This window comes from Fulvivirga lutimaris (assembly GCF_009711525.1).
GTDB classification, from domain to species: domain Bacteria; phylum Bacteroidota; class Bacteroidia; order Cytophagales; family Cyclobacteriaceae; genus Fulvivirga; species Fulvivirga lutimaris.
Genome location: NZ_SMLV01000410.1, coordinates 22,587 through 36,483, shown reverse-complemented (window position 1 = coordinate 36,483; position 13,897 = coordinate 22,587). Strand labels below are relative to the sequence as shown.

The following is a 13,897-nucleotide window of genomic DNA, read 5'->3' as shown; positions in this document are numbered from 1 at the left end:
GAATGTAATAGCTGTATTTTTGAATATTGATAACTCTCCATAAAATGTCATATTAAACGTCCTTTAATCAGAACAGTTTTTTCAGTTTACAGGCATAATCAGCCACCTAAATAATTGTTTTAACTATTTCTGGTACTAATAAGTAATATTACAATTAATATCTCGTATTAAGTTTGAGTTTATTTAGGAGTTATTTTTAGGTTTTAATAAGGGCGACAAATGGGTAATTGTCGCCCTTTTTATTGTTTTGCAGTTCATCTCTTACCTTTTAGCTAGATAATACTCCATTTATGTAAATGAAAAAACCAAAGATGATCTACAAAGTAATATTACAATAATAGTATTTCAATTTAAATACAAATTAAAGACATGAGATCTATGCTGGATATTCAAGTAGGAGAAGCCGAGTACCTCGGGATAATGAACGGGGATAGACTAGAATTAAAGATTTACAGAAGTGCGTTGTGCGGCTCCAATACAGAGAATGGTTTATTAATAAGACAAGCAGAATTTTTGATTGATTCACTGCCGCCTTTACCACAAAGTATCCGACAGGGTTATGTTATTATGCTTAAGGGTCTGGAGATAAATTTTTTTAGAATTGGTTTGTTCAATGAACGCAGCAAGAAAATTATATCTCATACCTACTCTGTTGACTGCATTGACGACACAACCTTTATTGCAAATAATATTGATAGTCAGTTTTTCTTCAATGTTTCTGAACTGAAAGGCTTGATTGAATATGAATCTTCACTGGTTCATTACATCAGAAGAAAAGGGCATTATAATGATTATCACTACGTGTAATATCATAAAATGGAGAAAGTGAGGAAGAATCCGTTTGTTTTAAATTTTTGGAGATTAAGGTCATATTTCTTTATGGGAACTCCTTTTGTGACCATAATAATTTCAAATTTAGGATTACTAGGTCATGATAATTTCACTATCACAACAACTGCCTCTATAGTATTTTCGATAGGTTTTTTCTTGGTATTGTTCAATTATGTACGAAGTCAAAGTAACAAAAGGCATTTGGAAAGTTTAGCTTTAGAAAGAATCAAGATAAGAGAGGAGTTTGCTCAAGATTTGCATGACGAAATCGGAAATCGGCTGGCCAAGATTATTGTTTTTTCCAATGCCTTAGAATATAATAATTATCAACTTGATGACCAGACCAGAAGTTTAATTAATAGAATCTGTAGCAATTCTCAACAACTATATCAAAGTGCTTATGACATCATAAGATCAAAACAGAATGATGCGGCCAATCTTGACTCGGTAATTAATCACCTTAAACAATTTGGAGAAGAGTTGTTTAAGGACACTCCTATTAATTTTAGCGCTGATATTGAGGTGAGCCGGTCAGTGAAACTTGCGCAAGGCAATAGCCGCCAGATTAGCCTGATTCTTAAGGAGGCTATGACTAATGCTCTAAAACATAGCCAATGCCAAAATGTAACATTTAAGGCTCGTGTAGGTTATGCAGTCATTTTGGAGCTAATAGATAATGGCAAAGGATTCTCTGTAGGAAAGAAGCCCTCAGGAATGGGCTTAAGTGGCATAATGAATCGGGCAAAAAAAATCAACGCAACTGTAAAAATAGACTCAACAACAAAAGGTACAAAACTCAAACTACTCATTTAACAAAAATGGATACGCAACAGCTTAAATTTCACAAAATCGCAATCATTGATGATGATGAAGAACTCAATGATGCCTATTGCCTTCTTCTCAAAGGCATAAAAAAGTACAATATCGTTGGCAGTTTTCTTGACTTTGAAAAGTTTAGAAAAAGATATAGAAGACTCGATATAGATTTGATTATAATGGATTTAGAACTTCCCGGTGTGGAGGGAGAAGAGGCAATAAAGGTTATAAAGAAAATAAATCCAGACCAAAAAATCTTAGTTATTTCAGCGCATGAGAGCGATGATAGGGTTCTAAAGGCCATTGGGGCGGGTGCTTCAGGTTTTATGGGTAAGGGTACTGATTACAACACTTTGTTAAACGCCATAGATAATGCTTTGAAGGGAACAACAGTTTTAAGTGATAGAGTGGCCAAAATAGTGTTAAAATCGTTTCAAAGAAACCCAAACTCACCTCTTACCCTAAGGGAGGCAGAAGTTCTGGAACACCTCGCTCAAGGCAAGACATATTACGACATAGCCAGCGAGCTAGAAGTTACCTATGATACCGTTAAAACTCATATACAGCATATTTACTGGAAGCTTGAGGTCAATAGTAAATCTGATGCGCTTATCAAAGCCCGGAATATGAACTACATAGCGTCTTAGAAAATGATCAATACGGAATAGAGTTTGCAGTGTGCGAAGGGAACAATTAAAATATGAATTGGAACTACAATGAATATAAATTAGGTGGAGAGCTATCTAAGGTAATAGATTGTGTTTGGTTTGAAAATTATTTTGATCAACCAGAGAATGTTGGTGCCACACAGTCAATTTTTCCTGATCTTTCGGTAGAACTCATTTTTTCCGAGTCAAGCATTGAAAGACTTGGTTTTGAGAGAAATGAAAGTGTTAGTCTAAGGTGCCACCTGTCAGGATTGAAAACGAAGCCTCAAAAGGTGAAAGTTGAGCGAAGTTCTTCATTAGGCGTGCGCATTAAACCCAGTGCACTTTATTTATTTTCTGAGATTACTCCTGCGGATACCATTGATAATTCAATAGAGACTAATCTCATCTTTTCTAATCGTATTAAGGATTTGGAAGATAAGGTTTTAGAGAGTGGGTCAGTGGATCATAAAGTGCACATTGTTCAGTCCTTTTTTAAGGAATTATTGGCTCTAAATCATCATAAAAGAGATCATTCTTTTGAATACATGGTTGATCTTATCAACAGATCCCATGGAAATATATCATTATCCTATTTGGCATTAAAAACGGGACTTTCGACTAAGACCGTTGAAAGAAAGTTTAAGTCTAAATTAGGTTTGAGCCCCAAGAAATACTCGAGACTGGTGAGGGTAGTCAATACCCTAAAAGCCCACAGGTACAAAAACACACTTACAGCACTAGCCTATGATAATTATTATTATGATCAGATGCACTTTGTGAAGGAAGTCAAATGCTTTACTGGCCTTACACCAACAGGCTTTTTTAGTGCTAGCAAGGGCATTCAATCGCCAACATTCGCTTAAAAATTTAGGTGTCTATTTTTTACTATTTCATTCTGGTCCAACTCAACTTATTTGCACTTAGGTCAAATGAAAAATAAATAGATGAGAAAGGTATTTAGAATGGCAGTACTTTTTATGCTGTTTTTCGGAAATTATTTATGTTCGAATGCTCAGTTGAAACGTGACGGAGGGGTTGTTAAGGATCATCCTTTTATAACTAATCATAAAATTGAAACACCAACAATTTTTTATCCCGGTGTAGTTTCCACATCTATTGATAAATTCAACACGAGTTTTAGTCCAGATGGACTCACCATTTATTATACAGCTACCTCTCAAAAACTGGGAGTTACAGGAATAGCTTATCAACAATTTGAAAGAGGAGCCTTTAGCTCACCCGAGTTTGTGCCCTTTGTCTCATCTGACATTCCGGTAGCCGATGTTCAGATTTCCAGAGATGGTAATACCATGCTTTATACAACATTTAAAAACTATGAAGGCAAAGCTGAGGGATTTCATTTTGATATCTGGATAGCTGAGAAGGAGGGTGCTATGTGGAGCAAAACTTACCCTTTAAAGGCGTTAATCAATTCTGCTGGAAATGAGTTTTACCCTGTTATGACCGATGATGAGACCATCTATTTCAACTCAGATATTTCAGGTAATTCAGACGTTTATTTCAGTCGTAAAGTGAACGGTGCTTATCAGGACCCTGTGAGGCTTCCTGATAATATCAATTCTAAGGAAAGGGAGGCTGATGCCTACATTGCCCCGGATCAGAGCTATATCATATTTGTAAGGGTCGATGCTGGGGACGGGTTTGGCAATAGTGATTTATATATCAGCTTTAATAAAGGTAATAATCAATGGACAGATCCTAAAAATTTGGGAAGCAATGTGAATAGCTCCCAAATTGATGGAAGCCCATGTGTCAGTCCTGATGGGAGATATTTATTCTTTACATCGGGTAGGCAAGAAGAAGGGGTTAAGGCTCGAGCAATGACGTCCTATGAGGATTTTATATCAATTCTAAGTTCACATAAAAACGGTAATCTCAATACCTACTACATGAGTTTCAATCCTGATGATTACAGGTAATACATTGGAGAGACTCCTAATCAATAGCAACATAAGGTTTTAGAACTCAAATTAACTCATGAGAAAATATAGGTTGTTTTATATGTTTGTTTCTGCATTTGCAGGAGCAGGTGCTTTAGAAGCGCAGGATATTGACACACGCGCTAAGTTTAAATATCAAATTGAAAGGGCCACAAACCCTGTGAAGATTGATGGCATTGAAAGCGTTGGAGAGTGGAATAACTACCAGCTAATAGACACCATGTATAATCATAACCCCAGTGATGTAGGGCTTTCAAAGAATCGATCAGAAATACGGATGACTTATGATGACATCAACCTCTATATCATAGCAAAAAATTATGACGAAGGCAGGAGGGTTATTCAATCATTGCAAAGAGACTCTGATAATTCGCAATGGGGTAGTGACGCGATAACCATAGCTATTGATCCTATTAATAAAAAGCAAAGTGGTGTTATGTTTGGTGTGAATGCAGGTGGTGCTGAGTTGGATGGGCGTCTTGAGGTAGAACCATCCAGAACTACTTATTCTGAGACCTGGGATGAACGATGGTTTTCTGCCACTAAGCAGTATAAAGACCACTGGTTGGTGGAGATAGCATTACCTTTTAGCAGCCTAAGGTTTAACGTAGATAATCTTGAATGGGGCATTAATTTCATAAGGGGAGATAAGGTTGAAAACTACTACTACACCTGGACGCCATTCCCGATAAATTTTAATGGTATTGATGTGAACTATATGGGCACATTAAAGTGGAAAGAGGTGCCAAAAGTGCGGAGCAAGATTTTATTCCTGAAGCCATATACTACATTGTCTGCACTTAAAAATACCGAAGAAGAATCAGCTTCCACCGAATATAATGCTGATGCAGGTGTTGATGCCAAAATCAGTATCACAAAATCATTAAATGCCGATATTGCTTACAACCCAGATTTTTCAAATGCTGATGTAGATGAGGAAATAACAAACATCACCCGCTTTGACATATCACTTCCTGAAAGGAGGGAGTTTTTTATGGAGAATGCCGACATCTTTTCAAATTTCGGTAGTTATGATGTAAATCCATTTTTCTCAAGACGTGTAGGTCTCATCACACCGATACATTATGGAGCTAGAATTACGGGCAATGTAACTGACAATTTACGATTAGGGGTTATGAATATCCGGACTAAAAGCGATACAGCCGTTGATGCACAGAACCACACCGTGGGTGCCTTCAACTATAAAGTATTGAACAGGTCACAGATAAAGGGGTTGTTTGTAAACAGGCAAGAAGTAGGCAATGAGAATATCAATGATTATTCGAGAAATTTTGGAGCAGAATTTACCTATATCTCAAAAAATGGAAATTTCAATAATAACATAAAGTTCCACCAGTCTGCTACAGATGAAAACAGAAATGGCTCATATTTAGGTGTTCAGGGTAATTATATTACCCGAACATTTGGGTCCGGTTGGACGCTGGATGTTTTAGATAAAGATTACGAAGCGGACTTGGGTTTTACCCCTCGCATATTTAATTATGATGCTGAAAATGATGAAACGGTAAGACAAGGGTACACCCTATTCAATCCATGGGTGAGATTTACTCATTACACGAAGAATACCGATAGTAAAATTATATCTCATACGATCCGTACCTGGCACAATTTCTATTTTGATGGAGAAGAAGCATTTTACGAGCGTCAGAATAATATAGCGTATGATTTAAGATTTCTAAATACTTCTTCAATTACTGTTTCTGCTCACAACCGTCAGGTGGAGTTGCAGTTTGAAACCAACTTTTTGGGTGATGAATTTGATAATTTACCAAAAGACAAATACAACTTTTCGAGCACCTCTATAAGTTATACCTCTGATGAGCGCAAGAAATTTACTTATAATGCGTCAGCTACTTATGGTGATTTTTTTAACGGCAACATTACTACAATCGGGGCGTCTAGCAACATCAGAATAGGTTATCGGGCTAATTTTAGCTTGTCATATGATTACAACTCAATAAGGCTTCCCGAGAATTTTGGAGAAGTTGACCTTCACCTGTTTAAAGTCAAAGGCTTATTTAGTTTGACCAATAAGCTGTTTTTTAATAACACCATACAGTACAACACCCAAAGCACCAATTTTAGTGTATTCTCTAAGTTGCAGTGGCGCTATGCACCATTATCAGATATTTTCCTGATCTACAATGAAAACAAAGACACAGATTCTTTTTCACTTATAAACCGATCTATTATTCTAAAACTCACCTATCGATTAGGTTTCTAATTCTTTTAATTAAGTAAGACTATGAAAATGTTAAGACCAATTTTAATGGGGCTGCTTTTGTTTGCCTTTAGTTATTCAAGTGCTCAAATCGACTCTGTATTAATCAGCAATGCCCAGTTCAAAGATTCAAAGTTTAATAACGCACATGCTGGTAGCGGATTTTTACTAAGCCATGAGGGTAAAGTATATGCCTGTACAGCAAAACATGTTTTGTTTTTTGCCAAAACAGACAGTATGAAAACCATCAGCTTTGGTGATGAGCTTGAGCTCTGGTCTTTTATGTCGAAGCGAAATAAAAGCCTAAGTATCAAGGCAGGTAAACTGATCAATGTAGATCCAAATGAGCCTTTGGCAATGCCACCTGTTGGCGACTGGTTGATTTTTGAGGTAGCAGCAGAGGTGCCTGATGGAGTGGCTATATATGAGGTAAGAAAGGAACCTTTGAGTCAAAATGAAGAAGTGTTCTTCCTTGGATACCCTTACAAAAGTGAGGCACCTGTTAGGATAAAGGGAAAATTCATTGGTCTTACCTCTGTTAATAACCTTTCATTGGATGTGCCAAAAGGTACTTATAATGGATGTAGTGGAGGCCCTGTGGTGGATAAAGAAGGAAAACTGGTTGGCCTGGTTTCTATGGGCTATTTCAACCAGAAGGAGAATAAAATGATATTCGAGCCAGCCTCTGTTAGCTATTTTTTGGAAGTTATTAAGAAGAAGTCGTAAGCATTAAAGTTTAGGTTTCTAGCTATCTTATAAATCTATACGCATCCCCGTATTGGGGGACAGTCTATAAATCATTTCAATAGTAATCTTTTAAAACACCTCTAAAGACGTTTAAAGGGTTATTTTGCTCCCCAATTTCTAACGATTCATTTCATTTCAATATTTGAAATATTTGCCGAAGCTCGTCAATGAATGACGGGGTAAGTAAATTTTTTAACTTAAAAAATACTATATGAAGAAGTTTTTACAGCTTAGTTTCATGTTGCTGTTCGCATTTGCTTTTAGTGAATCGTGGGCACAAGAACGTACCGTTACAGGCAAGGTCACCTCAGTTGATGATGGTGAGTCACTTCCTGGTGTTAACGTTGTAGTTAAAGGAACAACAACGGGAACAGTTACTGATTTTGACGGTAACTATACTATCAGTTTACCTCAGCAAGGAGGGATACTGATTTTTTCATTTATAGGCTTAGCTACTCAAGAGGTAGAAATTGGATCAAGGTCTGTAATTGATGTGCAAATGAGTGCTGATGTTAAACAGCTTTCAGAAGTTGTTGTAACTGCATTGGGCCTTGAAAAGGAAGCAAGAACAGTGGGTTATGGTATTTCACAGATAAATTCTGAGGAACTTACTACCGCTCGAGAATCCAACATTGTAAATTCTTTGCAGGGAAAAATCACAGGAGTTACTATCCAAAATACGGGAGGAAACTTAGGGGGATCATCCAAAATTCTGATTAGAGGGGCTACATCCTTAAGTGGAAACAACAACCCACTATGGATTGTAGATGGTGTGCCTATTAATGATGAGCAAACAGCTTCAGGCTCTCGAATTACAGGAAACAGAGACTTCTCCAATGGAGCATCAGTTATCAACCCTGATGATGTAGAGACAATAAATGTTCTGAAGGGAGCTGCTGCTTCTGCATTATACGGTTCAAGAGCTGCTGCAGGAGCTATCATAGTTACTACTAAAAAAGGTAAAGCAAATTCGGGTAAGCCAAGAGTGACAATAAATTCCTCTGTAAGAATAGATGATTTGTTTAGAATTCCAGACTATCAACAACAATATGCGATGGGTAGCCAGTTTAATTATGATTCTTCTACTGTTGCTAATGACTGGGGCCCAAGGATTGTGGGTCAGACGGTAAATTATCTACCAGTGACAGGAGAAACTGGCCCACTAAGAGCGGTTGAAGATAATGGGATTAGAGACTTTTTTGAAACAGGGGTAAGCCTAATTAATAATTTATCTATTGCCGATGCTGATGAAAGAATGGATTACAGATTAAGTGTATCCTCTTTAAATCAGGATGGTATTGTACCTAATGCAACCCTCGATCGCGTGACGTTAGGATTGAATGCTGGAGTTAAACACTCAGAGAAGTTTAAATCAAGGTTTGGAGTACAGTATATCAGAACAGTTTCTGGTGGTACAGCTGCTACAGGAAGCAACGACCCTAATATTGTAAGTCTAGGTAACTCATTTAGCAGCAACTTGGATCCGAACCTATATAAGCAATGGATAGATGCAAGTGGTAATCAGATCAATCAATTGACGCCATCAACAAATAATCCTTACTGGCTTCGTAATGAGAATAAGAATGACAGAGAAGATGATCGTTTCTTAGGTAATTTTGAATTAACCTATACACCTATTCCTAAGCTGAATATTATCTCCAGAATTGGTTATGATTATGACAATGACAACCGTTTCTTTTCTAACAGGGTAGGGACTGTTCAAAGACTGCAAGGCGATTATACCGTAGATAAGTTCAAGCGGACACAATTGAATACCGATTTACTAGCTAATTATTCCATTGATATTAGTGAAGATCTATCATTGAGCGTATTGAGTGGATTTCAATACAATAGAAGAATCTTTGAAAGAGAAGGATTGTTCGGCAACCAGCTGCTAGTACCTGAACTATTTGATCCAGGAAATGTAAATCAGTCCGTACCTAACCGTGATTATACAGAGCGCATCTTAATGGGCCTTTATGGTCAGGCGGAGCTTTCCTATAAGCGTTGGTTGACATTAACGGTAACAGGTAGAAATGACTGGTCATCTACATTACCATTAAATAACAACTCTTATTTCTACCCTTCAGTAAGTTCTGCTTTTGTATTCTCTGAAGCATTAAATATTGCCAATAATGTATTCTCATTTGGTAAACTGAGAGCAAGTTTTGCTAAAGTGGGTAATGATACTGATCCATATCAATTGGACTTCAGATACTTTCCAGTTACAACAGCGACAGCACAATATAGTCTGAATTTGAATTTTCCATTCAATGGCAATTTGGCTTTCAGAAAGACCAATGTTATTCCTAATGCCAATTTATTGCCTGAGGAACAAACAAGTTATGAGTTTGGAACAGAGCTATCTTTCTTTGATGGGCGCGTAGGATTAGACGTATCTTACTTTAAGACTAAGAATGTTAATCAAATCATTAATATTCCCATTCCTGAGAGTACAGGATCCATCTTAAGAACAGCCAATGTAGGTCGGGTAGATACTGAAGGTATAGAAATATCTTTAAGTGCTACAGTGCTACAGACAAGTAATTTTAGCTGGAACTCATTAGTAAACTTCTCGCACTCTGAAACCAAAGTGGTGGAATTGTCTGATGGCATTGAGAGATTACAATTAGCCAGTGGTTTTTCAAGTGTTCAGGTAGTGGCAGAACCCGGTAAAGAATTTCAACTTTTTGGAGTTCCTTATCTAAGAGACTCCTTAACGAACAGACCATTGATTGATGAAGGTACAGGAAGAAGAATAGCAGGGGAGGGAAGATCATTCGGTTCAGTGTTACCTGACTTTACAATGGGCTTTGTGAACAACTTTACTTACAAAGGGCTTTCACTTTCCTTCACTCTTGATTGGAGATCAGGCGGTATCATGAAGTCATCTACAGTAGAAAACCTACAGACAGGCGGCCTAACGGCAGAAACAGTACGGAATAGAGAAGGCACATTTATAGACCTTGAAGGTGTGATTGCTAATGGAGACGGAACGGTGAGAGATAACGATGTGCCATTGAGAGATGCACAGGATTTCTGGACGGCCATGAATGATGGTACAGTTGCAGAACCCTACATTTTTGATGCATCATTTGTGAAATTAAGAGAGATAGGTATTTCATATACATTGCCTAGTGGCTTGTTTACTAATTCTTTCATTAATGGAGTACAAGTAGGTGTTGAAGGTAGAAATCTGGCTTTGCTCTATTCAAAAGTTCCGCATATAGATCCAGAAGCTAATTTGTTTGGTTCAGGCGTTGACGGATTTGGTGTTGAAAGAGCTTCGGTACCATCAACGCGTAGTGTAGGATTCAATGTTAGACTTTCATTCTAAAAATCAATAAAATGAAAAATATAAAAATATACTTATTAAGTCTGGTGTTGATCATAGTTTCATTTTCATGTGATGACACCTTAGATATCAACAAAGACCCATTGGCGGCTACATCGGCAGATCCTAATGTTGTATTGCCCTATGTTATTGTTCAATATTCGGCACGATCAGTTTCAGAATTGGGAACAAGAATTACTGATGTTTCTCAGCAAATGTCAGCTAATTTTAATTCACCATTGAACGGAAATGTATCTGTATTTTTAACTGGAAATGCCTGGTCAATGATGTATGCTTTGGCACTTGGTAACCTAAAACAAGTAGAGGAGGATGCACGCGCTGCAGGAGCTACTAGTAATAATGTAGCGGCAATAGCTGAGATATTATCAGCAATGGTATTCTATGATATAACTAGTATTTGGGAAAACGGCCCATACACACAGGCTTTGGATGGGCAAAATTATCCAGCACCTATTTTCGATAACCAAGAGACCATTTTGAGAGGCGTAGTCGCGAAATTGGATGATGCCATGATGTTGATAGATAATATTCCAACAGAGGGTGTTTTCAATGTTGCTACGGGTGATATGATTTATGGTGGAGATATGACGATGTGGAGGAAGTTTGCTAACTCTCTCAAGATACGTGTGTTGATGATGATCCGTAACAGAGATACTTCGGTAGACTCTGAGTTGGTAGCAGCATTATCACAGCCTGTCATTGATTCAAATGATGAAACAGCTATGCTAATATATTCAGGACAGGCAGGTGCACAAAATGCGTATCATAATATTGTCACATCTTTTTTCGGTCCGGATAATCAATCACAACAGGTTCATGGTCCATCTGAAGTAATGTATGATTTGGTAACAGGTAACAATGACCCAAGAGCTTCACTGTTATTCTATGATCCTAATAATGGAGGAGGTAATGAGCCTGGAACATTTCCGGACCCAAACACTGCAGTATATTCTAATAATATCATTAGACCAGATTTTCCAGATGTATGGTTCACACCTGCTGAGATTAGCTTTTATAGAGCTGAGCTAGCTTTAAAAGGAGTAACTACAGAAGACGCTCAGGCTATGTTCGATCAGGGGATGTCTCAAGTGCTTAGCTTTTATGGTCAAGATATTCCATGTGCAGATGGAAATGTTGTTGACGGACCTTGCTTAAGACTTAGCACCACTGAGATAGATAGCTATATTAACAGTTTAGGTGCTGTCACAGAAAACTCTATCTATGAGCAGCAGTACTTGGAAGCACTTTTGAGACCAGTACTGGCTTGGAATACGGTAAGAAGAAACGCTTATCCAGAGCTACCGACACCACCGGCTTCATCTATTACAACATATTTGAAGAGGTTTACATACCCACCGGATGAGGTGAGCTCTAATCCGAATACGCCAGCGAATGAGGCAACTGATACGCCAATGTGGTTTGAAAAACAATAAGAAAGATTATGAAAAAGATATATACAATAATACTCTCACTAGGTGTACTCATGTCTTGTGAGGACTATGACTTAGAAGATCAAGGCTTTGTTCTTCAGGATTTGCCTGGATATGTGGCCTTTAATGCTCCTGGAACTTCCGTTAATCTTAGCGATGTGTCAGTTTCCGAGGATGATGGTTCTGCTTCATTTGAGGTCGAGAATCCAACTGGATCACTTTCTGATATAACCGTTAGTTACACACTATCAGGTACTGCTGTTTTTGGTGTGGACTACTCTATAGATGGAGCTAGTGCTTCGGGTGGCCAAGTGTTGCTACCAATAAATGATGGTGATGTAAATACCTTGATACACGGAGATATTGATATTACACTTTTGACAGATAATGTTGCTGATGGCGAGAAGACCCTTACCATTACACTAACTAATGCTGTAAATGAGAGTGGAGAGACATTTGCAGTAGGGAGAGGGGGACTTGATATCCTTAGAAATGCCACTGTAATTATTAGTGATATAGACTAAACTCTTTATTCATGACTGTTAAAATGCATTAGAGCTTTTGCTCTAGTGCATTTTACTTCCATAAACTCATTAGACTATTGCTGACTGTGGAGTTATGATGCCCTATAATTTTTTAAGATATATTAAAATCAATTACACCCCGAAAGTTCATTAAAATAATATGCCTTTTTTTATAAAAATTGCCTTCAGGCATCTGCTAAAAAGCCGACTGAGCCAGTAATTGAAAAATTAACCTTATCGTAGTAATATTTAGTCATCAAGAATCAATGGAGTATAGATATGGGTTTTTTGTAAATAACTATTAAATCTTCATTATGAATGATATCAATCTTAATCTTGAAATTAGATTTTTTAAAAAGATAAGTTGCAGTGATGCTAAATACTAAACGAAAGTGAGGTTTTATAGCTGCCTTGCTTATTTTATTTAAAACAATAAGTGGAAAGAGGTTTGTAAATAAATTTGATGGGTACTAATATGCTTGCTTTTATCAGGATTCACAATGGCGGTTATCCTAGTATTGGCTATTAAACCATAATTATTCAACTAGGAATCGCCTTGTTGATTCTAGTTAGTATGCTTGCATTGAGTTAAATGTCGTTTATCTTCTGCTGATTCAGCGAATCCGTATAAAATGATTAGTAGTAACTAAAACTCGATTATGAATTTTAACGTACTTGGCCAAATGCTCAATTTATCTATTTGTAATACAGATTTAATGTTATCACAATGAATAAAAATAAACATGAAATTATAAGAAAAAGTATAAATTCTATGGCTTGGCTCCTTATAATAATATTAATAGGGTGTTCTGGGAAAAGGGAAACAGAAGACCTAGAGAAATTTGCAGATACCTTCATTAATGTGATCAAGAATGAAAGGAATATTGATTCATTCGCGGCACTTTATAAAGACCCTGTCCTTTATTCAGACCCAGTATGGGGAGCGGTCAATGAAAATATTAGTTTGGATACATTGCGAGGTTGGTTTGCACCAGTATTTGATCCTAAAACAGGCTGGGACTTCGAGATTGATTACAAAGCTTTTGATATTGATGAAAATGTATTTGCTATTAAAGGGGCAAGTATCGACCTGGCCACAGGTGAGCGTAGATTGATTACCTCCTGGTTTAAGATTGAGAACGGCAAGATAGCTGAGCAAATGGATTTGACCCCCTGGTCTCTCCAGTCGCTAAAATATTCTCCTCGTTTTGAGGAGGCACTGAAGGACTTTGATGAGAATAATTGATTCGTTGTCTTTAGTTTTAGTTAACTCAACCCATTGAATAGGCCGGTCGCCATGCATCGATTGTAGAATATAGCAGTACTTTAATAAATGTCAAC

Annotated in this window: 11 protein-coding genes; all 11 read left to right on the top strand. The window is 37.3% G+C overall.

Annotated elements, in window-relative coordinates; all coding sequences use genetic code 11:
• Positions 1-369: 369 nt before the first annotated feature.
• Positions 370-807: a hypothetical protein gene (locus E1140_RS15120; RefSeq protein ID WP_155185615.1), complete on the top strand. Its 438-nt coding sequence runs from the start codon at positions 370-372 to the stop codon at positions 805-807.
• Positions 808-1,032: 225 nt separating this feature from the next.
• Entirely contained in the window at positions 1,033-1,644 is a 612-nt protein-coding gene (locus tag E1140_RS15115) for a sensor histidine kinase (protein WP_185153619.1), read from the top strand.
• Between the two features lie 5 nt (positions 1,645-1,649).
• Entirely contained in the window at positions 1,650-2,294 is a 645-nt protein-coding gene (locus E1140_RS15110) for a response regulator (RefSeq protein WP_155185609.1), read from the top strand.
• Positions 2,295-2,347: 53 nt separating this feature from the next.
• A complete protein-coding gene (locus E1140_RS15105; RefSeq protein WP_155185606.1) occupies positions 2,348-3,160 on the top strand; it encodes a helix-turn-helix domain-containing protein in 813 nt (270 codons plus the stop codon).
• Between the two features lie 81 nt (positions 3,161-3,241).
• Positions 3,242-4,237, top strand: coding sequence for a TolB family protein (locus E1140_RS15100; protein ID WP_155185603.1), 996 nt, complete (start codon positions 3,242-3,244; stop codon positions 4,235-4,237).
• 58 nt (positions 4,238-4,295) lie between these two features.
• Positions 4,296-6,503, top strand: a complete 2,208-nt coding sequence (locus E1140_RS15095) for a DUF5916 domain-containing protein (protein ID WP_155185600.1) — start codon at positions 4,296-4,298, stop codon at positions 6,501-6,503.
• A 21-nt stretch (positions 6,504-6,524) separates the two neighbouring features.
• Positions 6,525-7,226, top strand: a complete 702-nt coding sequence (locus E1140_RS15090) for a trypsin-like peptidase domain-containing protein (RefSeq protein WP_155185597.1) — start codon at positions 6,525-6,527, stop codon at positions 7,224-7,226.
• Between the two features lie 232 nt (positions 7,227-7,458).
• Positions 7,459-10,584 carry a SusC/RagA family TonB-linked outer membrane protein gene (locus E1140_RS15085; protein WP_155185594.1) on the top strand — a complete coding sequence of 1,042 codons (3,126 nt, stop codon included), beginning with the start codon at positions 7,459-7,461 and terminating at the stop codon, positions 10,582-10,584.
• A gap of 11 nt (positions 10,585-10,595) precedes the next feature.
• Entirely contained in the window at positions 10,596-12,035 is a 1,440-nt protein-coding gene (locus E1140_RS15080) for a SusD/RagB family nutrient-binding outer membrane lipoprotein (protein WP_155185591.1), read from the top strand.
• 8 nt (positions 12,036-12,043) lie between these two features.
• The gene (locus E1140_RS15075) at positions 12,044-12,556 is read left to right on the top strand and encodes a hypothetical protein (protein WP_155185588.1); all 513 of its coding nucleotides are present in this window, start codon (positions 12,044-12,046) and stop codon (positions 12,554-12,556) included.
• 772 nt (positions 12,557-13,328) lie between these two features.
• Entirely contained in the window at positions 13,329-13,802 is a 474-nt protein-coding gene (locus tag E1140_RS15070; RefSeq protein WP_185153618.1) for a nuclear transport factor 2 family protein, read from the top strand.
• Positions 13,803-13,897: the final 95 nt, after the last annotated feature.